At 66.4% G+C, this 26,348-nt stretch carries 23 protein-coding genes; 8 read left to right on the forward strand and 15 right to left on the reverse strand.

Annotated features, from left to right (window positions below; genetic code table 11):
- The first annotated feature begins 59 nt into the window (after positions 1–59).
- Genes BW991_RS03325 through BW991_RS03335 form a run of 3 tightly spaced genes read left to right on the forward strand, consistent with a single transcriptional unit; the run spans position 60 to position 2,188 of the window.
- Positions 60–680, forward strand: a complete 621-nt coding sequence (locus tag BW991_RS03325) for a LemA family protein (RefSeq protein ID WP_076600673.1) — start codon at positions 60–62, stop codon at positions 678–680.
- Positions 661–1,617 carry a TPM domain-containing protein gene (locus BW991_RS03330; RefSeq protein WP_425290201.1) on the forward strand — a complete coding sequence of 319 codons (957 nt, stop codon included), beginning with the start codon at positions 661–663 and terminating at the stop codon, positions 1,615–1,617. The genes BW991_RS03325 and BW991_RS03330 overlap by 20 nt, the downstream gene beginning before the upstream one ends.
- A gap of 31 nt (positions 1,618–1,648) precedes the next feature.
- Positions 1,649–2,188, forward strand: coding sequence for a TPM domain-containing protein (locus BW991_RS03335; RefSeq protein ID WP_076600985.1), 540 nt, complete (start codon positions 1,649–1,651; stop codon positions 2,186–2,188).
- 21 nt (positions 2,189–2,209) lie between these two features.
- Here BW991_RS03335 and BW991_RS03340 read toward each other — a convergent pair whose 3' ends face one another.
- Complete coding sequence (locus BW991_RS03340; protein ID WP_076600986.1) at positions 2,210–2,566, reverse strand: DUF423 domain-containing protein; 357 nt, start codon at positions 2,564–2,566, stop codon at positions 2,210–2,212.
- Positions 2,567–2,735: 169 nt separating this feature from the next.
- On the reverse strand, positions 2,736–4,739 hold the full coding sequence (locus tag BW991_RS03345; RefSeq protein ID WP_076600674.1) for a methyl-accepting chemotaxis protein: 2,004 nt from the start codon (positions 4,737–4,739) through the stop codon (positions 2,736–2,738).
- A 314-nt stretch (positions 4,740–5,053) separates the two neighbouring features.
- Here BW991_RS03345 and BW991_RS03350 point away from each other — a divergent pair, with 314 nt between their 5' ends.
- Genes BW991_RS03350 through BW991_RS03370 form a run of 5 tightly spaced genes read left to right on the forward strand, consistent with a single transcriptional unit; the run spans position 5,054 to position 11,556 of the window.
- Entirely contained in the window at positions 5,054–6,259 is a 1,206-nt protein-coding gene (locus BW991_RS03350; protein WP_170879038.1) for a TolC family protein, read from the forward strand.
- Entirely contained in the window at positions 6,256–6,819 is a 564-nt protein-coding gene (locus BW991_RS03355) for a hypothetical protein (RefSeq protein WP_076600676.1), read from the forward strand. The genes BW991_RS03350 and BW991_RS03355 overlap by 4 nt, the downstream gene beginning before the upstream one ends.
- A 22-nt stretch (positions 6,820–6,841) precedes the next feature.
- On the forward strand, positions 6,842–7,996 hold the full coding sequence (locus BW991_RS03360) for an efflux RND transporter periplasmic adaptor subunit (RefSeq protein ID WP_212566853.1): 1,155 nt from the start codon (positions 6,842–6,844) through the stop codon (positions 7,994–7,996).
- A 9-nt stretch (positions 7,997–8,005) separates the two neighbouring features.
- Positions 8,006–11,125 carry an efflux RND transporter permease subunit gene (locus BW991_RS03365; RefSeq protein WP_076600677.1) on the forward strand — a complete coding sequence of 1,040 codons (3,120 nt, stop codon included), beginning with the start codon at positions 8,006–8,008 and terminating at the stop codon, positions 11,123–11,125.
- 50 nt (positions 11,126–11,175) lie between these two features.
- The gene (locus BW991_RS03370) at positions 11,176–11,556 is read left to right on the forward strand and encodes a hypothetical protein (RefSeq protein ID WP_076600678.1); all 381 of its coding nucleotides are present in this window, start codon (positions 11,176–11,178) and stop codon (positions 11,554–11,556) included.
- Positions 11,557–11,631: 75 nt separating this feature from the next.
- On the opposite strand, the gene BW991_RS03375 is transcribed toward BW991_RS03370, so the two are convergent.
- From BW991_RS03375 to BW991_RS03435, 13 genes are all read right to left on the reverse strand, one after another.
- Positions 11,632–12,990 carry an MFS transporter gene (locus BW991_RS03375; RefSeq protein ID WP_076600679.1) on the reverse strand — a complete coding sequence of 453 codons (1,359 nt, stop codon included), beginning with the start codon at positions 12,988–12,990 and terminating at the stop codon, positions 11,632–11,634.
- 73 nt (positions 12,991–13,063) lie between these two features.
- Positions 13,064–13,780 carry an ABC transporter ATP-binding protein gene (locus tag BW991_RS03380; RefSeq protein WP_076600680.1) on the reverse strand — a complete coding sequence of 239 codons (717 nt, stop codon included), beginning with the start codon at positions 13,778–13,780 and terminating at the stop codon, positions 13,064–13,066.
- The gene (locus BW991_RS03385; RefSeq protein WP_076600681.1) at positions 13,773–14,534 is read right to left on the reverse strand and encodes an ABC transporter ATP-binding protein; all 762 of its coding nucleotides are present in this window, start codon (positions 14,532–14,534) and stop codon (positions 13,773–13,775) included. The genes BW991_RS03380 and BW991_RS03385 overlap by 8 nt, the downstream gene beginning before the upstream one ends.
- On the reverse strand, positions 14,527–15,504 hold the full coding sequence (locus BW991_RS03390; protein WP_076600682.1) for a branched-chain amino acid ABC transporter permease: 978 nt from the start codon (positions 15,502–15,504) through the stop codon (positions 14,527–14,529). The genes BW991_RS03385 and BW991_RS03390 overlap by 8 nt, the downstream gene beginning before the upstream one ends.
- A 2-nt stretch (positions 15,505–15,506) precedes the next feature.
- Positions 15,507–16,373 carry a branched-chain amino acid ABC transporter permease gene (locus tag BW991_RS03395; RefSeq protein WP_076600683.1) on the reverse strand — a complete coding sequence of 289 codons (867 nt, stop codon included), beginning with the start codon at positions 16,371–16,373 and terminating at the stop codon, positions 15,507–15,509.
- A gap of 178 nt (positions 16,374–16,551) precedes the next feature.
- Positions 16,552–17,739: an ABC transporter substrate-binding protein gene (locus BW991_RS03400; protein ID WP_076600684.1), complete on the reverse strand. Its 1,188-nt coding sequence runs from the start codon at positions 17,737–17,739 to the stop codon at positions 16,552–16,554.
- Between the two features lie 61 nt (positions 17,740–17,800).
- Positions 17,801–19,402 (reverse strand): benzoate-CoA ligase family protein, encoded by a 1,602-nt coding sequence (locus BW991_RS03405; protein WP_076600685.1) that lies wholly within the window; start codon positions 19,400–19,402, stop codon positions 17,801–17,803.
- Positions 19,403–19,451: 49 nt separating this feature from the next.
- Positions 19,452–20,198, reverse strand: coding sequence for an SDR family NAD(P)-dependent oxidoreductase (locus tag BW991_RS03410; RefSeq protein ID WP_076600686.1), 747 nt, complete (start codon positions 20,196–20,198; stop codon positions 19,452–19,454).
- Positions 20,199–20,354: 156 nt separating this feature from the next.
- Positions 20,355–21,485, reverse strand: coding sequence for a 6-oxocyclohex-1-ene-1-carbonyl-CoA hydratase (oah, locus tag BW991_RS03415; protein ID WP_076600687.1), 1,131 nt, complete (start codon positions 21,483–21,485; stop codon positions 20,355–20,357).
- A gap of 35 nt (positions 21,486–21,520) precedes the next feature.
- Complete coding sequence (had, locus tag BW991_RS03420) at positions 21,521–22,588, reverse strand: 6-hydroxycyclohex-1-ene-1-carbonyl-CoA dehydrogenase (RefSeq protein WP_076600688.1); 1,068 nt, start codon at positions 22,586–22,588, stop codon at positions 21,521–21,523.
- 168 nt (positions 22,589–22,756) lie between these two features.
- Positions 22,757–23,536 carry an enoyl-CoA hydratase/isomerase family protein gene (locus tag BW991_RS03425; protein WP_076600689.1) on the reverse strand — a complete coding sequence of 260 codons (780 nt, stop codon included), beginning with the start codon at positions 23,534–23,536 and terminating at the stop codon, positions 22,757–22,759.
- A 45-nt stretch (positions 23,537–23,581) separates the two neighbouring features.
- Positions 23,582–23,764, reverse strand: a complete 183-nt coding sequence (locus tag BW991_RS03430; protein ID WP_076600690.1) for a hypothetical protein — start codon at positions 23,762–23,764, stop codon at positions 23,582–23,584.
- Positions 23,765–23,774: 10 nt separating this feature from the next.
- Positions 23,775–26,324 carry an FAD-dependent oxidoreductase gene (locus BW991_RS03435; protein WP_244551595.1) on the reverse strand — a complete coding sequence of 850 codons (2,550 nt, stop codon included), beginning with the start codon at positions 26,322–26,324 and terminating at the stop codon, positions 23,775–23,777.
- Positions 26,325–26,348 lie beyond the last annotated feature (24 nt).

A 26,348-nucleotide genomic window follows, 5' to 3' on the forward strand; every position in this document is an offset into this window, starting at 1 on the left:
AGGCTGCGCGCGACTCATTGACCCGCCTGATGCGGCTGACCTGATCCTGGGAGTGTGACGTGTCGAGATCCTTCTTGCGCCGCCTTGCTTCGGCCACCGCTGTTGTGGCTGCGCTGAGCACCGCCGGCTGCGGCTACAACGATTTCCAGCGCCTTGACGAGCAAAGCAAGGCTGCCTGGGCCGAGGTGCTGAACCAGTATCAGCGGCGCGCCGACCTGATTCCCAACCTCGTCGCGACCGTCAAGGGCGAGGCGAACTTCGAACAGGAAACGCTGACACGAGTGATCGAGGCACGGGCGAAAGCGACCTCGATCCAGCTCACCCCCGAAATGCTCGCCGACCCGCAGGCGATGGAACGCTTCCAGCAGGCACAGGGCCAGTTGGGCAGCGCGCTGTCGCGCCTGCTCGTCGTTGCCGAGAACTACCCGAACCTGAAGGCCAACCAGGCCTTCCAGGATCTGCGCGTGCAGCTCGAAGGCACCGAGAACCGCATCACCGTCGCGCGCAACGGCTACATCAAGACCGTGCAGGAATACAACGTCCTCGCCCGCAGCTTTCCGACGAACCTGACCGCGATGGTGTTCAGCTACGCGCCCAAGGTCGGATTCACCGTCGCGAACGAGCAGGAGATCTCGCGGCCCCCGGCAGTGGAATTCGGCGGTGGCGCGCCCAAGCGCTGAAGCCGTCAGTCCCCCTGCCCCGATGCCGATCGTCGCCCGTCCCATGCTTGCGCTGGATTACGCCCTGCGCCTGGCGATGTGCGTCCTTGCGCTGCTGCTGTGGCCGGGCGCGGCAGGCGCGCAGGAACTGATTCCGGTTCCCCAGCTGACGGCACGCGTCATCGACCAGACGGGAACCCTGTCGTCCGCCGAGCGGCAGGCGCTCGAAGACAAGCTGGCCCGATTCGAAACCGAGCGCGGCAGCCAGCTTGTCGTCCTGGTCGTGCCGACGACGGCGCCCGAGGACATCGCCGCCTTCGCCTATCGCGTCGCGGCGGACTGGAAGATCGGCCGGCGCGACGTCGGCGACGGCCTCCTGCTGGTCGTCGCGAAGGAAGACCGGCGCGTGCGCATCGAGGTCGCGCGCGCGCTCGAAGGCGCGGTGCCCGACCTGGCCGCCTTCCACATCATCGACCGCGCCATCACGCCCGCCTTCCGCGAAGGCCGGTTCGCCGCCGGTATCGACGCCGGCGTGGATGCGCTGATGGCACGCATCCGCGGCGAAAACCTGGCCCTGCCCGAGCCCGACACCCGCGACTCGCGCGGATTCGGTTCGCTGCAGGACGTCGCCGTCTTCCTCATGTTCGGCGTGCCCATCGTCGGCGGCATGCTCGTCGCGGTCCTGGGCCGCAAGCTCGGCGCCCTGGCAACTGGCGGCGTCTTCGGCCTCCTCGCGAAATTCCTGCTCGGCAGCTTCGTGCTGGGCATCATCGTCGCCGTCCTCGCCATCGTGTTCGTCTTCGTGCTCGGCACCGGCGGTGGCGGGCGCGGTGGCCGCGGCGGTCCCGGCGGACCGATCATCTGGGGCGGCGGAGGACGAGGCGGCTTCGGCGGCGGCGGTTTCGGCTCGGGCGGCGGTGGAAGTTTCGGCGGTGGAGGCGCGTCCGGGCGATGGTAGCGAAGATGAATCCGGCAACCGGGGGATGTCGATGAGCGCCCTCGCCCGTCTCGTCCGCCACCTTTGGCTGGATGCCGGCGATGCCCGACGGGCGGTCGGGCAGGACGCACTGCTGCGCCTCGAGGCGCGCGTGCGCGAAAGCGAACGGCAGCACACCGGCGAGATCTGCCTGTGCGTCGAGGCCAGTCTTCCGCTGAGCTATCTGTGGCGCCACCTCAAGGGGGCCCCGATCGCCACCGTCGTGCGGGAACGCGCCGTGACGCAGTTCGGAAAGCTGCGCGTGTGGGACACCGAACTCAACAACGGCGTCCTGATCTACCTGCAACTCGCCGAACACCGCATCGAGATCGTGGCCGACCGTGCCGTGGCGCGGAACGTGAGCGACGCCGAGTGGCAGCGCATGATCGCCGAGGCCACGCCCGAATTCAGGGCCGGCCGCTACGAGGAAGGCTTGGGGCGCGCGATCGACGCCGTCAGCGCGGTACTCCGCACCGCCTTTCCCGCGACGGATACGGGCGACGACGGCACCGGGCAGGTGAACGAGTTGCCGAACCGACCCGTCCTGCGCTGACCCGCACTCTCGCTGCGTCACCTACCCGCGCAGCGCCCGCCACGCGAGCAGCAGCCAGCCGGCGATCAGCAGCGTGCCGCCTATCGGGGTGATCATCCCCAGCACGCGCCATCCGCTCAGCGCCATCACGTACAGGCTGCCGGAAAAGACGAGCGTCCCGAGCACGAGCAGGACTGCCACGGGGCCCGTATTCGGCAACCGCCAGGCGCCGAGCGCGAGGAGCCCGGTCGCGTGCCACATCTGGTATTGCACGGCAGTGCTCCACCATCCGAGTTCTGCGGCGCCGAGCACGTTGCGCAGACCGTGAGCCCCGAAGGCCCCGAGGGCCACGCCCAGTCCCGCGAGCAGGCTGCCCGCGATCAGAATGAATCGATTCATGGTTTGCTGAAGCATCGCGTTTCCGCACGACACGCGCCGCGCGGCAGAGTGCCGGCCGATGCGCAGGCATCGGACAAGCTGAAGGCGGATAGTGTCCGCCGCCCTCGTCGTCCGCGCAATGGCCCACCGCTACGGGGCGTCCGGCGCGGGCACTCGCGTCCCGAACCGGTCAGACGCGCAGGCCCGACACCGCATGCCGCAGTCCGCCGGAAAGCAGCTGCAGTTCGTCGATGATGCTGCCCGTGTGACGTGCGGCGGCGTGGTTTTCGTCCGCCATCGCCGACATGCGCTCGATGCTGCGCGCGATGTCGGTGCTGACCTCGGTCTGCGCGCGCGTTGCATCGACGATCTCGCTCATGAAGTTCGCGGAGCGCGATACCTCGTCGTGGATGGAATCGAGCGCCTCGCGGACCCTCGAGAAGCTCGCCGAACTCGCACCCACGCGGTCGCTGCCCTCGCGGATGCTGGCGACCACGTCCTGTATGCCGGCGCGCATCTCGCGGATCGTTCCACCGATCTCGCGCGTGGATTTTCCGGTACGGTCCGCGAGCTTGCGGACTTCGTCCGCGACCACCGCGAAGCCGCGCCCTAATTCGCCGGCCCGCGCCGCCTCGATCGCGGCGTTCAGCGCGAGCAGGTTGGTCTGGTCGGCGATCTCGGAGATCACGCCCACGACCTGATCCACGTTGCGCGATCGCTCTTCCAGCGCGAGCACGGCGTCGACCGCCCGCGAGATGTCTTCGACGACGCGCTGCATCTCCGCCTTTGCCCGGTCCGCGACGTCGCGCCCTTCGGCGGAGAGATCCGCCGCCTGGCGCACGATGCGGCTCGTGTCCTCGGCGTGCGCGGCCACCTCCTGCACGCTGACCGCGAGTTGCTGCACGGAGCTGGACGAGCTCGCCGCGGTTTCGCTTTGCCGGCCCGAGGCGGTGGTCACCAGTCCGATCTGGTCGGTCAGGATGCCGGCAGCGGATTGCGTGTCGCCCGCGGCGGCCGCGACCTTGCCGATGAGTTCGGCAAAACTCCGCGCCATCGTGTTGAACCCGTCGCCGACGTGACCGATCTCGTCGCGCGTCCGCAGCTCGACGCGGGTCCGGAGATCCCCTGCGGTCATCGAGCGGACGGCGCGTTCGAGTTCCCCGATGGAGCCGATGATCGACGAATAGGCACCGGCGAAGATCCAGCCGATCAGCACGATGCTCGCGCCGAATACGATCAGGCTCGCGTTGAAGCTCGTCCGCGCCCTGGCTTCGGCCGCTGCCATCAGCCCGTCGATGCCCGGGACGAGCGTCGCACCGAAGGCCATGGCCGCATCGAGGGCCGCGCTGCCCTTGGCATGGAAGTCGGCCGCAGGAAGGTCGAACTCGGTCGTGCTGATGAGCTTGGTCGTGAGGAATTCCTGCAGGCCGAGGGTCGCGAGATTCAGCGTATCCAGCGGCGCTGCAAGCGTCTTGCCGGTTGCCGGGGCGATCGTGCCCGTCTTCTCGACACTCTTGCTCATCCACGTCAGGAGCGTGTCGAAGCTGCCGCGCAGCATGCTCAACGCGTCGCGCTGCGACGAACCGATGCGGCCGCGGGCGATGAATCCGGTGCCGGTGTCGCGCGCCTGCCCGAGGTTTTGTACCAGGGGCACCAGCTGGTCGTTGAGGATGCCGGTCGCAACCTGCACGGAGATCTCGTCCTGCAGGCCCAGCCCGCTGCGATCGACGATGGCTTCGCGCAGGCGGAACAGCTCTTCCAGCATGCGCTCGTGCGCTTCGCGGACCTCGTCGGCGTCCGCGAAGCTCCGCGAAGCGAGTTCGCCCCATTGCCGGCGGATCCTGCCGCCGTCGTCGCCGGCGAGCGGATGAGCCAGAACGGACGACGCAGCACCTTCGAACTCGCGGACCGACGCCGTAATACGCGTCTCGAGTGCCATGTCGCCGTGCGCCGCAGCGAGGGACGCAGCGAAGTGGTCCTGCACGCTGCGCACCACTCCCAGTACCGGCATTTGCAGCGCAAGTCCCTGCCGCTGCAGGACGATGCGATCGATCGACTGCGACGCTCCATGCAGCAAAAGGGCTGTCGCGCCCGCCAGCGGCAGGGAAAACAACAGGAAGGCGCCGAGCAGCTTGTGACGGAAATTCAGGCGTCCGGCAAGCCAGATCGCAGGTTGGAGGAATCGCTTGAGCACGGCCTTGAAGTCGCTGGTGGCTGATACGAACCGGGCGAGGCTAACGGGGCCGTGTGTCGTGCGTATTACGGATCGCGATCTTCGGTCGTCGGGACAGCGGCGGTGTTGCACGTCTGATGCGTGCGCGGCGCAGTCCAAGCTTACAAAAATGTAATTTACCCGTCAGGGTCTCGTTTGCCCGCGGCAAGCATCATCGCCCACCTCATCCACACTTGCGCGGAACGGCCGCGTTCGCCCACGCCGTCATGCCATTGCGTTCCGCCCCTTCTTCCGCTCCGCACTCCCGACGCCAAGCGAATCGCATGCGCTGGGGCATGCTCGTCGCGATCGCCGTCTCGTCTTCGCTGGCCGCCCAGCAGCCGGATTCCCGATCCGGTGGCGACGGCTCCGTCACGATCCGCGCCGTCGTCGCGGCCGCATGGCAGCGCAGCGCCGCGTCGCGCGCGACCGAGGCGCGGCGCGAACTTGCGGACGCACGACGCAACGCGGCGAGCGGCTGGATGGCGAGCCCACCGAGTCTCACGCTGGTGCACACATCCGATCGCCTGAATCGCAACGACGGGATGCGCGAAGTCGAGGCCGAGCTCGAAGTGCCGCTGCGCACGCCCGGCGTACGTGCCGCAGGCGCGGCCACTGCCGAGGCGGAAGCCGCGGCGCTCGAAGGCGATCTCGCCTCTGCCCGGCTTCGCATTGCCGCCGAGGTGCGCGAAGCCGTATGGTCGCTGCGGCTGGCCCGCAACGATCTCGACGCGAACGAACGCCGCGTCGCGCAGACGGAAGCGCTCGCCGCGGACGTCGAACGCCGCGTTCGTGCCGGCGATCTGGCTCGTGTCGACGCCAACACTGCACACGCGGCCGTGCTGGTCGCGAAGGCGGCCCTGGCCGAGGTAGTGGCGCGCGTACGGCGCGAGCAACGGCTCTACGAGGCGCTGACCGGTGTCGTGCGGGTGCCGGCAGATACGGAGCCGGCGCCCGAGACGGGCGACCTCGAAGCCCATCCGGTGTTGATCGCGGCGCGCGGCGCGGCAGACCTGGCGCGCGCCCGGCTGCACGAGGCGGGCACTGCGACGCGCGACAGCCCGGAGCTGATCCTCGGCATGAAGCGCGAGCGCGGCGACTTCGGCGAGCGCTACGCGAACACGACGAGTGTCGGCGTGCGTCTGCCCTTCGGTTCCGATGCACGCAACCGGCCTCTGATCGGCGCGGCGAACGCGGAGCTCATCGAGGCCGAGACGACTGCCACGCTGCAGCGCGAGCGCCTGAACGCCGAGGTCGAGGCGGCCCGTGCCGACGTCGAGCTGGCCAGACAAGCCGAGACCTTTGCCGCCGAGCGGGCCCGTCTTGCCGCCGACAGCCGGCAACTCCTGGTCAAGGCATTCGAATTCGGACAGATCGACCTTCCCGCGCGCTTGCGTGCGGAAAACGACGCATTCGACGCCGAGCTCGCGCTCGGCCGCGCACGCCTCGAATCCGGCCGCGCGGCGTCCCGACTGAAACAAGCCTACGGATTGCTTCCATGATCCCAGTAACGCATCACTTCGCGCGACGCCTCGGATCGCTGGCAGTCGCCGGCAGCCTAGTCCTCGCGACGCCCGCTCTCGCCGGCCCCGGGCATGAGGGCGGACACGACCACGACGAGGCACAGCCCGTCGCATCCGGACCGGCGGTCCCGCGCTTCGAGGCGCACTCGGAACTGTTCGAGGTGGTCGGCGTCGTTTCGCGCGGCGCGCTGGCGCTCACGCTCGACCGCTACGCAAGCAACGAGCCTGTCCCGGATGCGCAGATCGAGCTCGAGTCGGGCAGTTTCAAGGCGCAAGGCGAATACGTTCCCGAACGCCAGCTGTATCGCTTCGCCGCCGCCCCGTTCGCCGCGCCGGGGAGCTATCCGGTGACGCTGACGATCACGGCCGGCGACGATGTCGATCTTCTTGCCGCAGACCTCGTCGTGCCGCAAGCGCAGGCAGTACCCAGCGCCGGAGCGGCTCGCACGTCGAAGGGCGTCCTGTGGTGGGGCGCCGGCGGTGCCGCCGCGATCCTCGCACTCGCCTTCGGCCTGCGTCGCCGCCGCCCGGCGTCCTGAGAACAGCCCTCGCGGAACAACCATGAAGACCCTCCCCCACCCCGCGCCCGGCCGTGCGCTGACACCTTGGCTGATTCTCCCTTTCCTCGCCGTCGCCCTCGCCGTCCCGGCCTTCGCGGGGCCGGGCCACGACGGTGGCCACGACCACGATGAAATGCCCGTCGCGACCAATCCCGACGCGCCCAAACGCCTTCCCGACGGTTCGGTGTTCCTGCCCAAGCTGTCGCAGCGCCAGCTGGGCGTCCGTACCGTCGTCGCCGAGGCGCAGTCCCTGCCCCGGACCTGGCAATGGGTCGGCAAGGTCGTCATGGATCCCAACGCCGGTGGCAAGGTGCAGCCGACTATCGAAGGCCGCATCGAAGCCGGACCGCGCGGCTTGCCGGTGCTCGGTCAGGCGGTGCGCAAGGGGGAAGTTCTCGCGCACGTGCGCCCGTCTGCCGGCCCGATCGAGCGCGCCGGCCAGCAGGCGCAGGCGGCCGAGTTGCGCGCCAGTCTGGATACCGCGAAGAAGCAGCTCGCCCGCCTGCAGGAGCTGGAAGGCAGCGTGCCACGCAAGGAGATCGAGGCCGCGCAGACCGAGGTGCGCAGCCAGGGCGAACGCCTCTCCGCAGTCGCCGGCAGCCTGAATACGGCGGAGGCGCTCGTCGCCCCCGTGTCGGGCGTCATCGCCGCAAGCAATGTGGTCACGGGCCAGGTCGTGGAGGCACGCGAAGTGCTGTTCGAGATCGTCGACCCCGCCCGCCTGCAGGTCGAAGCCATCGCGCACGACGTCACGCAGGCTGACGGCGTCGCGCAGGCCTCGGCCTCCGTCGACGGCGGGCGGACCACCTTTCCGCTGACATGGGTCGGCGCCGGCCGGGCGCTGCGCGAACAGAGCCTGCCGGTGCTGTTCCGTACCGTCGCGGGCAAGGCGCCGCCGCTCGCCGTCGGGCAGCCGCTGCAGGTCGTCGTGCAGTCGCGCGAGCAGATCACCGGCATCCCTGTGCCAGCCGCCGCGCTGGTGAAGAATCCTGCGAACCAGGAGATCGTCTGGGTCCACAGCTCCGCCGAACGTTTCGTGCCGCGCACCGTGCGCCAGCATCCGCTCGATGGCGCGACCGTCACCATCACCGATGGGCTTGCCGCCGGCGACCGGGTCGTCGTGCAGGGCGCAGCCCTCGTGAACCAGGTGCGCTGAGGACGACTCATGTTCGACTGGCTCGTCAATCAATCCCTGCGCAACCGCCTGCTGGTGCTCGCGCTCGCCGCGGTGATGATGCTCTACGGCGGCATGACGCTGGTGCGCACGCCGGTCGATGTCTTCCCCGACCTCAACCGCCCGCAGGTCACGCTGCAGGTCGAGGCCGGCGGCATGGCCCCGGAGGAAGTCGAGCAGCTCATCACGATCCCGCTCGAAGTCTCGATGAGCGGCCTGCCCGGCGTGAGTGCGGTGCGCTCGGTATCTTCGGTCGGTCTCGCTTTCGTGTATGTGAGCTTCGACTGGGGCGTCGACATCTACCGTGCGCGGCAGATGGTGAACGAACGCTTCACCACGGTGCGCGACCAGCTGCCCGCCGGTATCGAGCACGTCGCGATGGGGCCGATCAGCTCGATCATGGGCGAGATCCTGCTGATCGCGATCCCGATCGACCCTTTGAGGATCGACCCGATGGCCACGCGCGAATACGCCGATTTCGTGCTGCGCCCGCGCCTGCTCTCGGTCCCCGGCGTCGCCCAGGCGATCCCCATCGGCGGCGAGGTGCGACAGTACCAGGTGCAGCCCGACACCGCGCGCATGGCCGCGCTGGGCGTCACCATCGACGACATCGCAGGCGCGCTGAAGGGCTTTTCCGCCAACACCAGCGGCGGCTTCCTCGAACTCAATGCGCGCGAATACCTGATCCGCCACATCGGCCACACCACCCGCCTCGCAGACCTCGAACGCCTGCCGGTCGCCGTCCGCGACGGCCGCAGCATCCTGCTCAAGCAGGTCGCCGCGGTCGCCTTCGCGCCCGCGATCAAGCGCGGCGATGCGGGTTTCAACGGCCAGCCGGCGGTGATCCTGTCGGTGCAGAAGCAGCCCGACGCCGACACCGTGAAGCTCACGCGCGAGATCGAATCCGCGCTCGACGAGCTGAAGAAGTCCCTGCCCGCCGGCATGGACGCGCCGCGCGTGACCTTCCGCCAGGCCAACTTCATCGAATCCTCGATCGGCAACCTGCAGGGCAAGCTCGTCGCCGCCTCGGCCATCGTCGCGGTGGTGCTCTACCTCTTCCTCGCCAACCTGCGCACGACGCTGATCTCGCTCGTCGCGATCCCGGCCTCCATCCTCACGACCGTGCTGGTGTTCCGCTACTTCGGCATGTCGATCAACACGATGACGCTGGGCGGGCTGGCGATCGCGATCGGCGAGCTCGTCGACGACGCGGTCGTCGGCGTCGAGAACGTGCTGCGGCGACTCAAGCAGGAGCGCCGGCGCGGCGCCGAGGGCCACGCCCGCCTGAACCCGCTCGAACTGATCGGCAAGGCCACGCTGGAAGTGCGCTCGGCGATCGTGTACGCGACCTTCATCATCGTGCTCGTGTTCGTGCCCCTGTTCGCGCTGCCCGGTATCGAAGGGCGGCTATTCATGCCGCTGGGGATCGCCTACATCACCTCCATCCTCGCCTCGATGCTGGTGTCCGTGACGCTCACGCCGGTGATGGCGTTCTACCTCCTGCCGCGCATGAAGAGCCTGGATCACGGCGACACGCGGCTGGTGCACTGGCTCAAGAAGCGTTACGCCGCGGCGCTGGAATGGAGCTTCGACCACGCCCGCACGCTGCTCGCCGCCGCGGCCGTCGCGGTCGCCGCCGCGCTGGCGCTGGTGCCCTTCTTCCCGACAACCTTCCTGCCACCTTTCAACGAGGGCACGGTGCTGGTCGGCCTGCGCCTGAACCCGGGCACCACGCTCACCGAGTCGGTACGCATCGCGACGCAGGCCGAGCACCTCATTCGCGAGGTGCCGGAAGTGGTGCACGTCGGCCGCCGTTCGGGCCGCGCCGAGATGGACGAACATGCCGAGGGCGTGCATTCGTCCGAGCTGGACATCGCGCTGCGCCCGGGCGAGCGCCCGCTCGACGCGGTGTATGCCGACATCCGCGAACGCCTCGCGAGCCTGCCGGCGGCGATCGGCATCGGCCAGCCGATCAGCCATCGCATCGACCACCTGCTCTCCGGCGTGCGTGCGCAGATCGCGATCAAGGTCTTCGGCGACGACCTCGACACGCTGCGCGCCCAGGCCGATGCCCTGCGCGGCCGCCTCGCCGGCATCGAGGGCCTGGCCGACCTCGAGATCGAAAAGCAGGTGCTCACGCCGCAGATCAAGGTGCGCGTCGACTTCGACGCCGCCGAGGCCTACGGCCTGCCGCCGTCGAAACTGCTCGAGGAGCTGAAGATGCTGGTCGACGGCGAACGCATCACGCAGGTCATCGAAGGCAACCGCCGCTTCAACCTGGTGCTGCGCCTGCCCGATGCCGCACGCTCGGTGGACGGCCTCGCCAACGTCCTGATCGACACGCCGAACGGTCGCGTGCCGCTATCGAAGCTCGCGCGCATCGACGAATCCGACGGCCCCAACCAGATCAGCCGCGACGACGGCAAACGACGCATCGTGCTGTCCGCCAACGCGTCGCAACGCCCGCTGTCGGACGTCATTGCCGATATCCGCAAGGTCATCGCCGATACGCCGCTGCCGGAAGGTTACTTCATCGACCTGGGCGGCCAGTTCGAGGCGCAGGAGGAATCCAGCCGCCTGATCGGCCTGCTGTCGCTGGTCTCCGCCGCGATGGTGTTCCTCGTCCTCTACAGCCGCTACAAGAGCACCGCGCTCGCACTGATGATCATGGCGAACATCCCCCTCGCGCTGGTCGGCTCGGTGATCGGCCTGTGGCTGTCCGGCCAGCCGCTGTCGGTCGCGGCGCTGATCGGCTTCATCACGCTCGCCGGCATCTCGACGCGCAACGGCATCCTCAAGGTCAGCCACTACATCAACCTGTGCGCCTTCGAGGACGAGAAATTCGACCGCCACATGCTCGTGCGCGGCTCGCTCGAACGGCTGACGCCTGTGCTGATGACCGCGCTCGTCGCCGCCTTCGCGCTCGCCCCGCTGCTGTTCGAGGCCGAACAACCGGGCACCGAGATCCTGCATCCCGTCGCCGTGGTGATCTTCTCGGGCCTGATCAGCTCGACGCTGCTCGATACCTTCGTGACGCCCGCAATGGTCTGGATCTTCGGGCGCAAGCCGATGGAGCGTCTCGTCGCCGATTCGGGCGGCGAGGCGTATTGAACGACCTCCCCCCTTCATCCGCCCCAGCATCGACATCAAAGGAGAAACCGATGAAATCACTCAACACCCTGGTCGCCGCCATCGCGATCCTGTCCGCCCCCGCCGTCTTCGCCGGTGCGGGTCACGACCTGACACCCCGGCACGGCGGCGCCGTCGTCGAGGTCAAGGATGTGGTGTATGAACTGGTCGCGACGCCCGAGGCCCTGACGCTGTATCTCGACGATCACGGCAGGAAGGTCGACACGACCGGCGGCACGGCGAAAGTCACGCTGCTGAACGGTGCCGAGAAAACCGAAGCCAACCTCGCCCCGGCCGGCGACAACAAGCTCGAAGCCAACGGCGCGTTCAAGGTCGGTTCGGGCACCAAGGCGGTGGCGGTGGTCACGCTCGCCGGCAAGGCGCCGGCGACGGCGCGGTTTTCGATCAAGTAGGTCGGTCCCGCGGGGCGCGCCGCCCCACGACCGACGGCGCCCGCCCCGACTACGGGGCGGGCGTTCTCCGCAGTCTTATTCGGTCACGACACCGATTTCGCCCGCAAAGGCGAGCGGCTGCTCTTCTTCGGGCGCGTGGAACGCGCTGCGCGAGATCAGCGAGACCGCGAATGCCGCAATGGCGCCCGGGATCGCGAAGAACAGGAAGTTGAAGTGCAGCGGCATGGCCATCGCCAGCAGCGTGCCGCCGACGATGGGTCCGAGGATCGCACCGCTGCGGCCGACGCCCGAAGCCCAGCCGATACCGGTCGAGCGGATCGCCATCGGATAGAACTGCGCCGCATACGCGTACAGCAGGATCTGGGAACCGATGGTGGTCGCTCCGGCCAGCGCGACGAGGATGTACAGAACCTCCGTCGGACTCTTATAGCCGAGCAGGCTGATCGAGACCGATCCAATCACGAAGAAGACCATCAGCACCGTCTTCAGGTGCAGGCGATCCGCGACGACCCCGCCTCCCACTGCGCCGAAGATGGCACCCAGGTTCAGCACCAGCAGGAAGGACAGGCTGGAGCCGAGACCATAGCCCGCCTGCGTCATCAGCTTCGGCAGCCACGATGCCAGCGCGTAGACCATCAGCAGGCACATGAAGAAGGCCACCCAGAACATCATCGTGCTGAGCGCGCGGCCGTGCTTGAACAGTGCCACGAGGGGAGCGTGGCCGGTGGTTCCGGTCGGGAAATCATAGCGGTCGCCCGGCTGCGGAACGAAGCTGCCTTCGACGCGCGACAGCAGGATGGCCGCCTCCTGGTCGCGTTTCGCGTGCAGCAGGAAGCCGATGGATTCGGGCAGCAGGTAGAGGATCACGGGCAGCAGCAGCAACGGCAACCCCGCGACGAAGAACACCGCGGACCAGCCGTAGGCCGGGATCAGGTAGATGCCCAGCCCCGCCGACAGCATGCCGCCCACCGAATAGCCGCTGAACATGATCGCGACCAGCGTGGTGCGCAGCTTCTTCGGCGAATACTCGGTCATCAGGGCGACGACGTTGGGCATCACGCCTCCTATCCCCAGTCCTGCCAGGAAGCGGCAGACTGCGAACTCGGTAACATCGCGCGCGAAGCCGTTGAGGAAGGTGAACAGGCTGAAGAGGATCACGCACACCGCGATCACCTTCTTGCGCCCGAAGCGGTCGGACATCGGACCGAACACCAGTGCGCCGAACATCATGCCGAACAGCGCATAGCTGCCGAGGGTGCCGGCCTGGATCGGCGACAGGCCCCATTCCTTCATCAGCACCGGCAGCACGACCCCGTAGATCACCAGATCGTAGCCGTCGAAGATGATGATCAGGGCACACCAGAACAGGACCTGCCAGTGGAAGCGATTGAATTTCGCCTCGTCGATCAGTTTGTGTACATCGATGTTTCTCATGCCGCCGTGTCTCCTGGTATCGTTTTAATCCCGCAGGGCTCCTTGTGGAGCCGCGCAGTTCGGTGACGGGCGATCAGCTCACGCCCAGATGTTTGTGCAGCAGGTCCGGGTTCGCGCGCAGCTCGGCGCTGCTCGCCTCGTGGGCGACCTGACCCTTCACGAGGATGACGTTGCGGTCGGAAATCGACGTCACTGCCGCGTGGTTCTTGTCGATGACGATGGTGGCGATGCCGGTGGCACGGATCTGGCGGATGATGTACCAGATCTCCTTGGCGATCAGCGGCGCGAGCCCCTCCGTCGCCTCGTCGAGGATCAGCAGGTCCGGGTTCGTCATCAGCGCGCGGCCGATCGTGAGCATCTGCTGCTCGCCGCCGGAAAGCTGATTGCCGCCGTTGGTGAGCCTCTCACCAAGGCGCGGGAAGGTGTCGAGCACGCGCTGGTAGGTCCAGTCGCGCCGCCCGTCGACGCCCGGTTTCGCCCCCATGATCAGGTTTTCGCGCACCGTCAGGTTAGGGAAGATTCCCCTACCCTCGGGCACGTAGGCGATGCCCTTGCGCGCGATGAGATAGGGCCGCGCGCCCGTCATCGTCTTGCCGCGCACCGCAACGCGGCCGTGGCGCGGGCGCACGTGGCCGAGCATGCTGCGGATCAGCGTGGTCTTGCCCATGCCGTTGCGGCCCATCAGGCCGACCGTCTCGCCGCGGCTGATGTGGAAATCGATGCCGTGCAGGATGTGGCTGCTGCCGTAGAAGGCGTGCAGCCCTTCGGCTTCCAGGAGTACGTCACTCATCGTCCGGTTCTCCTTCACCCAGGTAGGCTTCCTGAACCGCGACGCTGTCGCGGATCTGATCCGGCGGTCCGCTTTCGAGCACCTGCCCCGCCACCATCACCGTGATCACGTCGGCGACCGCGAACACCGCGTCCATGTCGTGTTCGACGAGCAGGATGGCGTGATCCGGGGTGAGCTTCTTCAGCAGCGCCACCATCGACTGCGACTCCTCAGGGCCCATGCCGGCGAGCGGTTCGTCGAGCAGCAGCACCGAGGGCGAGGTCGCGAGCACCATCGCGATTTCCAGTTGCCGCTGCTCGCCGTGGCTCAAGGTCGCCGCGACGACATCGCGCCGCTCGGCAAGCCCTGCCTGCGCGATCGCCCGGTCGGCCGCGTCGCGCAGGTCGGCGAAAGAAACGGCTTTCGAGAAGACGCGCAGCGCCCTCGGTGCGCGCGACTGCGCGGCGAGGCGACAGTTCTCGAACACCGTGAAGCCGGGGAAGATGTTTGTACGCTGGTAGCTGCGGCCAATGCCGGCGCGCGAACGCTTGTCCGGGCTCCATCCCGAGATGTCTTCGCCGCGGTAGAGAATCTCTCCCGCAGACGGAGGCAAGTCACCGGAAAGCAGGTTGATGAGCGTGGATTTGCCTGCGCCGTTGGGTCCGAGGACCGCATGCAGCACGCCCTTGTGCATGTCCAGCGATACGTCCTTGTTGGCGTACAGCCCCCCGAAACGGCGGGACATGCCACGTGCCGAGAGAACGAGTTCAGCCATTGCGGTTGCCTCCCCCGATCAGCAGACCCTTCAGTCGCGCGGGCAGGCTCGACAGCCCGCCGGGCAGCACCATGACGACCGTCACGATGACGACCCCCATCAGCAGTTGCCAGTGCTTCGTCAGTGCGGAAAACACCTCCTGCAGCACCACGAACGCGAAGGCTCCGATCGCGGCCCCGTTCAGTGTGCCCATGCCGCCCAGGATCACCATCAGCAGCACATTGCCCGACTGGTGCCAGGACAGGATCTCCGGCGTGACGAAACCGTACTGGCAGGCGGACAGGAAACCGGCCAGCCCGGCGATCCCTCCCGCGGTAACGAACCCGGCGAGCTTGTAGAGGAACACGGGAAAGCCCAGCGAGAGCATGCGATGCTCGTTGCTCCGGATCCCCGCCAGCGCATGCCCCAACGGCGAGCGCAGCAGCACCCGCAGGAACACGTAGGCCACGACCAGCAGGACCAGCACGACGTAATAGAACTGCATCGGCTCGTTGAGGTCGAGCAGCACCTTTTCGCCGATGCGCAGTTCCGGCTTCACGTTGAGGAAGGCCCCGTCCGAGCCCCCGCCCAGCGGCGTGTCGTGAAACACGAAATAGATCATCTGGGCGAACGCGAGCGTCACCATGATGAAGTAGATCCCCTTCGTGCGCAGCACGAAGAGCCCCACGACGAAGGCGACCGCCGCACCGGTGAATACCGCTCCCGGCAGGACGAGCAACAGGTTGCCTGGATCGTACTTCGGCGACAGCAGCACCACGCTGTAAGCGGCGACACCGAAGAACGCCGCGTGCCCGAAGCTGACAAGGCCGGTGAAGCCGACCAGCAGGTCCAGGCTCATCGCGAAGATCGTCATGATCATGATCTTCCCGATCAGTTCGTTGTAATAACTCGAACCGAAGATGGGAAAAAGCGCCAGCATCAGCAGCACGAGCGGCAGGTAGTTGCGGGTTTTCTTGCGCGCGAGCGGCATCGTCAGATCCTCCGGAAGATGCCTTCGGGCCGCCACAGCAGCACCGCGGCCATCAGCACATACACGGCAAGGCCCGCATAGTCGGGCGCGATGACCTTGCCGAAGGTGTCGGCCAGGCCGATCAGCAGCGCGGCTACGAGCGCGCCCCACACCGACCCGACGCCGCCGATCACAACGACGACGAAGCAGATGATCAGCACCTGGTTGCCCATGCCGGGATAGACCGACGACACCGGGGCCGCGAGCATCCCGGCGAAGGCCGCGAGCGTGACCCCGAGGCCGAACACGATGCGGTAGATCAGGTCGATGTTGATGCCCAGCGCCTGCACCATCTCGCGGTTCGAACTGCCGGCACGGATCATCATCCCGAGGCGCGTGTGGCGGATTAGCCAGTACATCACGATCGCCAGCAGGATGCAGACGGCGGACATGAACAGCCGGTACACCGGATAGCTCAGCGTTTCGCTGAGCTGGATCGACGCCGACAGCAGCTCGGGGATGGGCACGCCGTGCACGTCGTCGCCGACAAGCAGGCTGCGCAGCTCCTCGAAGATCAGGATCAGGCCGTAGGTCAGCAGCACCTGATCGAGATGGTCGCGTTTATACAGTCTGCTGAACAGCGCCCACTCGAGCAGGAAGCCGATCAGCACACTGAGTGCAACACCCACGATAATCGCGACGAGCAGGTTGCCCGAGAGGGCGGTGAGCGAGAACGCCATGTAGGCGCCCATCATGTAGAAGCTGCCGTGGGCGAGGTTGATGATGCCCATGATGCCGAAGATCAGGGTCAGCCCACTGGCCACCAGGAACAGCAGCAGTCCGTACTGAAACGAGTTCAGCAGCTGGATCAGGAAGGTCGAGAAATCCATCGCCGTATCCTTCCGGGCGCGTCGAGGCACCCGAATGCAGGTGAAGCGGATCAGACGTTCGCCCGCAAAGGGCGAATGTCTGCCGCAGGCATGGTGCCGCGCCGGCGAGGCCTTGTCCGCGTGGGGGCGCCACTTTGCGTGCGCGCCCGCGCTGGCCCCGCCGGGGCAGGCAACCGGATTACATTCGGCAGCCGCGCGCAGGGTCGGCCAACGCTTTGGCCGCCACCGACACGAACTTGTTCTCCTTGCCTTCGACCTTGCGCAGATAGATGTCCTGCACCGGGTTGTGCGCCTTCGACAAGGTGAACGCCCCGCGCGGACTGTCGATGGTCGCGGTTTCCATCGCCTTGATCATGTCGGCACGCTTGCCGACATCACCGTTCACCTGGGCGAGGCCTGCCGCAAACAGTTGTGCCGCGTCATAGCCCTGCACCGCGAAGACGTCCGGCTGCATCTTGAACGCCTTGAAATACGCCGCCTTGAAGGACTTGCTCTTTGGCAGGTCCAGGTTGTCGGCGTAATGCAGCGTGGTCAGCATCCCCTCCGCCGCCTCGCCCTGCCCCTCCAGCGTGCCGTCGGTAACAAAGCCGGGACCGTACAGCGGGATCGAGGATCGTAGTCCGGCCGCCGCGTAATCGCGCACGAATTTCACCGCGCCGCCGCCCGAGAAGAACACGAATACGGCGTCGGGCTTGAGCGCCGCGATCTCGGTCAGGTAGGGCTGGAATTCGACGTTCGGGAATGGCAGGTACATTTCCTTCACGACCTTGCCGCCGGCCTTCTCGAATGCCTCCTTGAAGCCCGCCACCGACTGTTCGCCGAACGAATACTTCCACGCAAGCGTGACGACGTTCTTGTGCTTGCGGTCGGCCATCACCTGGCCCATGGCGTAGGACGGCTGCCACGCCGAAAACGAGGTGCGAAAGATATTCGGTGCACATAACGGGCCCGTAATCTCGTCTGCGCCCGCGTTCGGCACGATCAGCAGGGTGTTGGTCTCGCGCGCGACGCGCGCCATCGCCAGCGCGACGCCCGAATGGACGGTACCTACCAGCACATCGACGTTGTCACGCTTGATGAGCTTGTTGGCATTTTCCGGCGCCTTTGCCGCGTCCGACTCGTCATCGACGGTGAAGTACTCGATCTCGCGCCCGCCGAGCTTGCCTCCGCCCTCATCGACCGCGAGCTTGAAACCGTTGGTGATGGCGGTACCCAGCGAGGCGTAGGTGCCGGTGTATGGCAGCATCAGCCCGACCCGGATCTTCTTCGCCCCTTGAGCGAAGACCGGAGCTGCGGGCAGGGCAAGCCCCCCAGCGATACCGGCAGTGGACAGCAGGAAACGACGGCGATTGAATCCTTGCTCCATCTCACACTCCTCCTTTGGTTAGGCCGCTCGGGCGGCTCTGGTTATGTTTTTCGCGCGGGATCTACGCCCCTGAAAGCGAACGAAGCTTGAAACGCTGGATCTTGCCGGTTGCCGTCTTGGGCAGCTCGTCGACGAACTCCAGCCAGCGCGGGTACTTGTACGGAGCGAGCTTGCTCTTGACGTGGAGCTTCAGCTCGTCGGCAAGATCCGCCGCGGGCATGCGTCCGGGCTTCAGCACGACGAAGGCCAGCGGCTTGATCAGGCCGTCATCGTCCGCCTTTCCGACCACTGCCGCTTCGAGCACCGCAGCATGCGTGATGAGGGCCGATTCGACCTCGATCGGCGAGACGTAGATACCGCCGACCTTGAGCATGTCGTCGTTGCGCCCCGCGTACACGTAGTTGCCGTCAGCGTCCTGGCTGTACTTGTCGCCGCTGCGCGTCCACTGGCCGACGAAGGTCTCGCGACTCTTGGTCCGGTTGTTCCAGTAGAGCGCCGCGCTGGTCGGACCGCGCACCTGCAGTTCGCCGGCCTCGCCGGGAGCGACCTCCTCCCCGTCGTCACCGATCAGGCGCAGCTCGTATCCCGGCACCGGCTTGCCGCTGGTGCCGTAATGGACGTCCCCTGCCCTGTTCGAGAGGAAGATGTGCAGCATCTCGGTCGAGCCGAGTCCGTCGAGGATCTCGACGCCGAAATGCTCGGTCCAGCGATTGCCCACTTCGGCCGGCAGAGCCTCGCCGGCGGAGGCGCAGCGGCGAATCGACAGTTCCTCGCGCCCCGGCAGCGCCGGGCTCGCCAGCATCGATGCGTACAGGGTCGGCACGCCGCAGTAGATCGTCGGCTGGTGCTCGCGCAGCACGCGGAACACCGCATCGGGCGTCGGCCGTTCGGCCATCAGCACGGCGGTGGCGCCCGCGGCGAGCGGGAAGGTCAGGCCGTTGCCCAACCCGTAGGCAAAGAACAGCTTCGCTGCCGAGAAGACGACGTCGTTCTCGCGCACACCCAGGATCGGTGTCGCATACAGCTCGGCGGTGTTGATCAGGCTGGAGTGCAGGTGCACCGTCCCCTTGGGTGCCCCTGTGGAACCAGACGAATACAGCCAGAAACAGGGATCGTCGCAACAGGTCTGGGCCGCCTCGTACGGCGGACGCGGGGAGGCGACGAGTTCGGCGAAATCGAGATGCCCGCCGCGCATGCCCGCATCGCCGCCCGAAACGACGACATTCTTGACGAAGGGGCTGGCTTCGATCGCGCTGGAAAAGGCCGGCAGCAGGGCCGACGAAACGACCAGACCACGCGCACGGCTGTCGCGCAGCATGTAGGTGTAATCGGACGCCGTCAGAAGGGTGTTGACGGGAATCGGGACGACGCCGGCCTTGATGCAACCGAGGAAGGCGGTGGGGAAATCGACGGTATCGAGCAGGCACAGCAGCACCCGCTCCTCCATTCTGATGCCCAACTCACCCAGGGCATGGGCAAAGCGATCGACTCGTTCGGCAAGCTGCGCGTAGGTATAGCTTCCCGCGTGGTCGATCACTGCCGTCTTGCTGCCGCGCCCGGCGCGCAGGTTGCGCTCGATGAGGTCGTGCGCGGCGTTGTACTCGCGCGGGATGGTGATGCGCGGAGGACTGACACTTTGATCCGCGACGCTGAGTTCTGCCATTTACTCCTCCTCTACTTATGGTTCTTGCTGGCGTGGCGTTGCGGATTTCTCAGTGGATCGTCAGTCCGCCATCGGCTGCAAGAATCTGTCCCGTGACGTAGCTCGACGCGTCGGATGCGAAGAACACGAACACCGGTGTGATCTCCTCCGGCTCGGCCCAGCGCCCGAGAGGAATCCGGTCGAGGTACTTTTCCTTGAAGCGCTCGTCGGTGCGGATCGTCTCGGTCATCGGCGTGGCCGCTCCCGGCGCGATCGCATTCGCGGTGATGTTGTAGCGCGCGAGCTCCTTCGCGGTGCTCTTGGTCATGCCGAGCACACCGGCCTTGGCCGCGCTGTAGTTGATCTGCCCGATCGTGCCGAGCACGCCGGCAGTGGAAGTGACGTAGATGATGCGACCGTACTGGCGTTCGATCATGCCGCCGACCACTGCCTGCAGGCAGTTGAACGCGCCCGTCAGATGCACGGCCAACACCTGGTTCCACTGCTCCGGCGTCATCTTGTTGAGCATCGCCGTGCGGGTGATGCCGGCGTTATTGACGAGGATGTCGATGCGTCCCCATTCGGCATTGACCCTGGCGGCCATCGCTTCGACCTGCTCGCGATTCGCGACGTCGCAGGCCACCCCGATCGCCTGTCCACCCGCTTCGACGATCTGTGCCGCGACCCGGTCGGCGGCGGCGAGATCCAGATCGATGACTGCGACCTTCGCGCCTTCGCGCCCGTAGGCCTTCGCGACCGCCGCGCCGATGCCCTGCCCCGCTCCGGTCACGATTGCGACCCTGTCCTTCAACTGCATGCAAGTCCCCTTCAACCGCATGGCGGCAGATGCACCGCCGGTGAACTGCAAATGCTCCCCCGCATCAGAAAAGGCCGGGGTGGGAGGAAAACGACCAATGCCGCATCCACCACCCCGGGAAGGGAGAGACCTTATGAAACTTTTAGCGCCCTGGCGTCAGGCCTTCGGCTTCGCGAGCACCTGCTCGGCGAAGTTCTCGTCGAACATCGCGCCTTCGGCGATCAGCTGACGGTACTTGATGAAGTCGATGACGTCCTTGCCCGTCTGCTTCTTGCTATCGAACGCCGTGAAGCCCAAGTAGGCCTCGTGGTTCATGTTCGCAGCCAGCCAGTGGCGGTTCGCGACCTTGAGCTGATCCCAGAAGAACTTCTTCTTGCCGCGGATGCCCTCGATCGTCTTGACCAGGCAGTGCGGGAACAGGTTGGTGAACTTCCACACCAGCGCATTGACTGCTTCGTCGAGCTTCGCGAAGTCCGTAGTGCATTGCCCGATCAGCTCCTTCGCTGCCTTCGCCTGCTCGGGGGAGACGGGTTCGCCGTACACCAGTTCGCCGTCATCGACGTAGGCGTCGGTGCGGACGAGGGGGTTGCGCACCCACTGGCCATCCTTCTTCAGCACCGGAACGACCTTGGTGACGAGGTTCTTGGCCTTCATCTTGTACGCGCTCCACGGCTCGCACGAGATGCAGTTGTACATCGCGTCTTCCATGTTCAGCATCCACGGCAGGAAGTCGGTCGAACCGCCGTCCGGCGCGCTGCCGTGTTTCGGGCCGGCTTGGCCGAACACCGCCATGTCGGAGGTCACGGTCAGGTCGGTCGCCATGCCGATCTCCTGGCCGCCGCCGACGCGCATGCCGTTCACGCGGCAGATCACCGGCTTCTTGCAGTTCAGGATGCCATCGACCATGGCATTGAACAGATCCATGTATTCGCCATACTCGTTCGGGCGCTTCGAGTAGTAGCCGGCATACTCGGCCGTGTTACCGCCGGTGCAGAAGGCCTTGTCGCCGACAGCGGTGAACACCGCGGCGACAACTGAGCGGTCCGACGACGCGCGCTGGAAGCCTGCGATCACGGCCTTGACCATCTCGGTCGTGTAGGAGTTGTACTGCGTCGGGTTGTTCAGGATGATCCAGGCGGCGTACAGGCCCGGGACCTGGTTGCCCTGCGGGTCGGTGACGGGGCGCTTCTCGAAGATCACCGAAGGCGCTTCGGTGCCGAAATGCTCCTCGCCGAGCAGTGCGTGATCCTTGAGTTCGTTGTCGCGGCGCAGCCAATCGAGTGCCATGAGATGTCTCCTGTTTTGTCCAGTGGTGTGCGTGATCAGAAATCGGGCGTCAGGATGACGCGCCGCTTGAGCTTGCCGTGGTGGGCCTCGTCGAACACTTGTTCGATCTGGCTCATCGGGCGGGTTTCGACGAAGGGTCCGAGCTTGATGCGGCCGTCGAGGCACATGTCGCGCACGGCGGCGTAGCGGTCCGGCGGGCAGCCCCAGGTGCCGATGATCTCGGCGTCGAAGGCCATCAGCTTCGACAGCATGTAGTTGGTCTCGGCCGTGCCGTAACCGACGATGACGAGCTTGCCCGTAAAGGACAGCAGCGACAGCGCGAGCTCCTGGCCCGGCTTGCTGCCGGTGACCTCGAAGATCTTCCAGCCGTAGTTCGACGGCAGGCCGCGCTCCTTGCAGAAGCCCTTGAAGAGCTCCTTGACGTCCTTCGCGCTCTTGTCCTTCGGGTTGATGATGAAGTCGGCACCGAAGTCCTTCATCATCGTCAGCTTTTCTTCGTTGATGTCGATGCCGATGACGGCCTTCGCACCCATGCCCTTGGCGGTCTGCACCATGAAGCTGCCGACGCCGCCGGCCGCGCCGATGACGATCACCAGATCGTCCTTCTTCAGGTCCGCGCGTACCGCAGCCTGGTAAGGCGTGGTCACGGCATCGGCGACCACGGCGAGGTGCTCCAGCGGCGTGCTGCCGCGATTCTCGACCACGCACAGGTACTTCGACTGCGCGACGATGTGGCTCGAATACCCGCCATAGATGCCCATCGAGTTGCCCGGCATCTTTTGCGACAGGCAGCGGTTGCCGCGGCCGGTCTTGCACAACTCGCACTCGCCGCAGGGGATCACGGCCGGCACGATCACTTCCTTGCCGATCATCGACGCTTCGCCGCCGATCACCGTGCCCGAAATCTCATGGCCCAGCGACAGCGGGGGCTTCTGCACCGTCGGCACGCCCATGTAGTAGTACGACAGATCGGTATGGCACACGCCGCAGCCGGCGATCTTCACCACCACGTCGCCCGGTTGCAGCTCGGGCATCGGCACGCGGGTCTTCTGCAGCTTGCCCGGCTCGGTCATCTGCCAGGTATCGATGAATTCAGGAATCACGCTTTGTCTCCCTTTATCTTTCGGTAGTCATGTGAGGTGCTGCGGTTTTCTCCCTCCCCTTCAAGCGGAGGGCCGGGGTGGGGATGGGTCTAATGCTTCACCGCAACCTTGACCCATCCCCATCCTGTCCTTCCCCTTGAAGGGGAAGGAACCTGCTAATCACATTTCTCAAGTATTCCGCCACACCGGCTTGCGCTTCTCGAGGAAGGCCGCGAGCCCTTCCTTCGCATCGTCGGTGTTCATCAGCTCCTTCAGATAGATGTTCTCGGCCGTGTCGAGCGCGGCACCGAAGGGCTTGTCTGCCACAGCGCGGATAGTCTTGCGGGTGCTGGCGAGCGCCGCACGGCTCAGGCCCATGAAGGGAGCGACGAAAGCCTGCACGTCGGCGGCGAAGGTTTCCTTCGCGAACACGCGGTTCACCAGCCCGATCGCCTTCGCCTCGTCGGCGCCGATGTTCTCGCCGCCGAGCAGCAGTTCCAGCGCACGGGCCGGCGGCACCAGGCGCGGCAGCAGCACCGCGGCGATCGGCGGGAACACCGCGAGCTTGATCTCGGGCTGGCCGAACTTGGCGTTGGAGGCCGCGACGAGCATGTCGCACGCGATCGCGACTTCCATGCCGCCACCCAACGCCACACCATTCACGGCGGCCAGCGTCGGGATCTGCAGCTGCTGCATGCGGCGGAAGATGCCGTGGAAGACCTCGATCATGCGGTCGACCTTGTCCGGCGTGTGGTCCGCGACCTCGACGCCGGCGGAGAAGGCCTTCTCGCCCGCACCGGTAATCATCAGCAGCTTCACGCTGGTATCGGCCTGGCACAGATCGAGCGCGACGTTCATCTCCTCCATCGTCGGGATGTCGAGGACGTTGAACGGCGGGCGGTTGATCGTCAGCGTCGCGAGGCCGTCGGCCACGCCGTAGGTGATGAACTGGAATTGCGCTTTACTCATGGTGTCTCCCCTGGTTCTCGTTCGCTGTGCGCGTCTTCGGGTGTTTCAGTTTTCGTTCTTCATCTGCAGCCGGTAGGGGCAGACCGCGTCGCAGTCCGCGCAGCACACTTCGCCGTCGCAGCGGATGTGCCACAGGTCCGCGCCGCAGTTCGTGCACCGGCACTTGGCCTCGGGTTTGACGGACGGGCGGATTTCCTCCGCCGACCAGAAATCGATCACCTGTCCCATGGCGTGGTCCTCAGAACAGGTCGTCGAGCTCGTCCGATCCGCCGCCCGGCATCTTTCCGTACTGCTGCAGGTAGGCCTGGATCATCTGGCTTTCACGCGAGGTGAAGAGCGCGGCTTCCTCGAACACGAAGTTCGTCGCATCGCCGCCCCGCTCGAGCTGCTCCATCAAGCCTTCGCGCAGGTTCTCCACGCCCTTGATCATCAGCACGTTCTTGTCGCCATCGAGCAACTGGAACACGCCCGACTCGGTCGGCACGGAGGCGATCGTCGCCTCGTCGAACTTCAGCGAGGACTCCGGCGGCAGCACCGCGTCGGCAATCTTCGGCGCGAGGTTGCACTTGAAGCAGCGCGCTGCCTCGGCGCGTGCCGTCGCGTCGTCGAAGCCCAGTTCGACCTCGTCCCAGCCGGTGCGCTGTTCCGGCGCCAGCATGATCGGGTGGAACTTGCGGATCTTGTTGAAGCCTTCCTTGCGCCCGATGTAGGGGCTGGTCTCCCAGCCGTCGCGCAGCAGCACTTCCGAGATGTCGCCGTCGCCGCCGAGCACCACGTCCATCGCAGAGGCCGCGACACGTCCCTGAGCGACCGACTCGATCAGCGTCGAAGGTCCGAGCACGCAGTCGCCGCCGGCATACACCTTAGGCCGGCTCGTCAGCATCGAATCCTCGCGCACCGTGATGCGGCCCTTGCGATCGGTCTCGACGCCGAAGCCCTCGAAGCGGTTCGGGAATTGGCCGATCGCGGCAATCACCAGATCGACGCCCTCGACGACTTCCTCGCCAGTCTCCACCGGCTTGCGGCGGCCCGATGCATCGGCCTCACCGAGCGCCATCTTCGCGTACGTGATCTGCAAGCGATAACCGTTGGTGCCCGGCTCGATCTTCTTCGGCGCGAGCAGGTAGCGGATATTCACGCCCTCCTCCACGCAGCCCTCGAACTCCTCCAGGCGCGCCGGCATTTCCTCGCGGGTGCGGCGATACACCATGTCGACCTCGGCGCCGAAGCGACGCGAGGAACGCGCGTTGTCGGTCGCGACGTTGCCGCCGCCGATCACCGCTACCTTCTTGCCGGTCTGGATACCCTCGGGCGTATTCACCAGGCCCATCGTCACGGCCTTGAGGTAGGTGGGGCTGTCGACCACGCCGGGCAGGTCGTCGCCGGGGATGCCCAGCCTGTCGCCGCCCTGCGCGCCGATGCCGACGAACACCGCGCCATAGCCGTCGTTGAAGAGCGTATCGACGCTCTCGACCTTGGCGCCGTAGCGGAACTCGACACCCAGGGCCGAAACTTCCGCGACTTCGTTATCGATGACTTCAGCCGGCACCCGATAGGACGGGATGCCGTAGCGCGCCATGCCGCCTGCGGCCGGCTGCGCATCGAAGATGGTTACGCCGTGGCCCTGCTTGGCGAGGTAGTACGCCACCGTCAGGCCCGCCGGTCCGGCGCCGATCACCGCCGCCTTCTTCCCCGTCGCCGGCAGCTTCTTCGCATGCTCGCGCCACAGGCCGGTGTCGTTGTCCGCGGCGATGCGCTTGAGGTTGCGGATCGACAGCGGATCGTCGAGGTCCTTGCGGCGGCATGCCGATTCGCACATCGCGAAGCAGGCGCGGCCGAGGATGCCCGGGAACGGCAGCCGCTCGCGCACCACCGCGATCGCCTCGCCGTATTTGCCTTCGGCCGCGAGCTGCACGTAGCGCGGCACGTCGATGCCCGCCGGGCAGGCGTTCTTGCACGGCACCATCGACTCCTCGCGCTTCGCGGGGTCGAGCGTGCGGTCCATCAGTGCGCCCGTCGGACACACGGTCACACAGGCCTGGCAGAAGGTACAGCCGGATTCGATCAGGGTCGGCGCGATGGTGCCGACATAGGTGCGCTTGCCCTGCGGCGTCTCGACTTCCTTCACCTCGAGACAGCCCACGCCACGCACGTCATTACAGGCGACGAGGCAGCGGCGGCAATCGATGCACAGGTTGTAGTCGCGATCGAAGAACGGCTCGTCCTTGATGATCGGCAGCTGCACGGGCTTGTAAGGCGGCGTCGTGTTCGGGATGCCGATGTAGTCGGAGACCTTGCGCAGCTCACAGGACGAGAAGATCGTGCAGCAGCGCGTCTCCTGCGGGTTGCCGTAGGAGCACTGCGAGCGCGAACAGCCGTCGCGCTGCGGACAGGTGAGGCAGACATGCGGGTGCGGGCCGAGGATTTTCGCCAGGTTCGCCTGGCGAACGGTCTGGATCGCCGCCGACGTGGTCGTCACGACCATGCCGGCCGTGACGGTGGTCGAACAGGCCTTGGACAGACCGTCCGTGCCCTCGATCTCGACCATGCACAGGTTGCAGCCGCCCTCGCCCGCACCGCGCTGGCCGGCCGGGGGAAGATCGGGGTGCGCGCACAGCGCCGGAATGTAGAGACCCGCTGCCGTCGCCGCATTCAGGACCGACGCGCCCGCCGGTGCCTCGACCTCGACGCCGTCGATGCTCAGCTTCACCGGCGCGCCGAACTCGGCCATCCCGGCCGGCTTGCTCGCCTTCCACCACCTGATTTCCGATGTCTGTACGGCTTCCATGTCTCTCTCGTCCTCTATTCTGCG

Source organism: Aromatoleum tolulyticum (assembly GCF_900156155.1).
Classification (GTDB): domain Bacteria; phylum Pseudomonadota; class Gammaproteobacteria; order Burkholderiales; family Rhodocyclaceae; genus Aromatoleum; species Aromatoleum tolulyticum.

Bases quoted from the DNA above. Each gene is read 5' to 3' on its own strand.
- BW991_RS03365 (WP_076600677.1), top strand. From the start codon at position 8,006: ATGTTCGACTGGCTCGTCAATCAATCCCTGCGCAACCGCCTGCTGGTG.
- BW991_RS03375 (WP_076600679.1), bottom strand. From the start codon at position 12,990: ATGAGAAACATCGATGTACACAAACTGATCGACGAGGCGAAATTCAAT.
- BW991_RS03370 (WP_076600678.1), top strand. From the start codon at position 11,176: ATGAAATCACTCAACACCCTGGTCGCCGCCATCGCGATCCTGTCCGCC.
- oah (WP_076600687.1), bottom strand. From the start codon at position 21,485: ATGGCACTCGATTGGCTGCGCCGCGACAACGAACTCAAGGATCACGCA.
- BW991_RS03340 (WP_076600986.1), bottom strand. From the start codon at position 2,566: ATGAATCGATTCATTCTGATCGCGGGCAGCCTGCTCGCGGGACTGGGC.
- BW991_RS03350 (WP_170879038.1), top strand. From the start codon at position 5,054: ATGCTCGTCGCGATCGCCGTCTCGTCTTCGCTGGCCGCCCAGCAGCCG.
- BW991_RS03425 (WP_076600689.1), bottom strand. From the start codon at position 23,536: ATGAGTAAAGCGCAATTCCAGTTCATCACCTACGGCGTGGCCGACGGC.
- BW991_RS03390 (WP_076600682.1), bottom strand. From the start codon at position 15,504: ATGCCGCTCGCGCGCAAGAAAACCCGCAACTACCTGCCGCTCGTGCTG.
- BW991_RS03380 (WP_076600680.1), bottom strand. From the start codon at position 13,780: ATGAGTGACGTACTCCTGGAAGCCGAAGGGCTGCACGCCTTCTACGGC.
- BW991_RS03410 (WP_076600686.1), bottom strand. From the start codon at position 20,198: ATGCAGTTGAAGGACAGGGTCGCAATCGTGACCGGAGCGGGGCAGGGC.
- BW991_RS03430 (WP_076600690.1), bottom strand. From the start codon at position 23,764: ATGGGACAGGTGATCGATTTCTGGTCGGCGGAGGAAATCCGCCCGTCC.
- BW991_RS03360 (WP_212566853.1), top strand. From the start codon at position 6,842: ATGAAGACCCTCCCCCACCCCGCGCCCGGCCGTGCGCTGACACCTTGG.
- BW991_RS03400 (WP_076600684.1), bottom strand. From the start codon at position 17,739: ATGGAGCAAGGATTCAATCGCCGTCGTTTCCTGCTGTCCACTGCCGGT.
- BW991_RS03435 (WP_244551595.1), bottom strand. From the start codon at position 26,324: ATGGAAGCCGTACAGACATCGGAAATCAGGTGGTGGAAGGCGAGCAAG.
- BW991_RS03395 (WP_076600683.1), bottom strand. From the start codon at position 16,373: ATGGATTTCTCGACCTTCCTGATCCAGCTGCTGAACTCGTTTCAGTAC.
- BW991_RS03335 (WP_076600985.1), top strand. From the start codon at position 1,649: ATGAGCGCCCTCGCCCGTCTCGTCCGCCACCTTTGGCTGGATGCCGGC.
- BW991_RS03405 (WP_076600685.1), bottom strand. From the start codon at position 19,402: ATGGCAGAACTCAGCGTCGCGGATCAAAGTGTCAGTCCTCCGCGCATC.
- BW991_RS03355 (WP_076600676.1), top strand. From the start codon at position 6,256: ATGATCCCAGTAACGCATCACTTCGCGCGACGCCTCGGATCGCTGGCA.
- BW991_RS03385 (WP_076600681.1), bottom strand. From the start codon at position 14,534: ATGGCTGAACTCGTTCTCTCGGCACGTGGCATGTCCCGCCGTTTCGGG.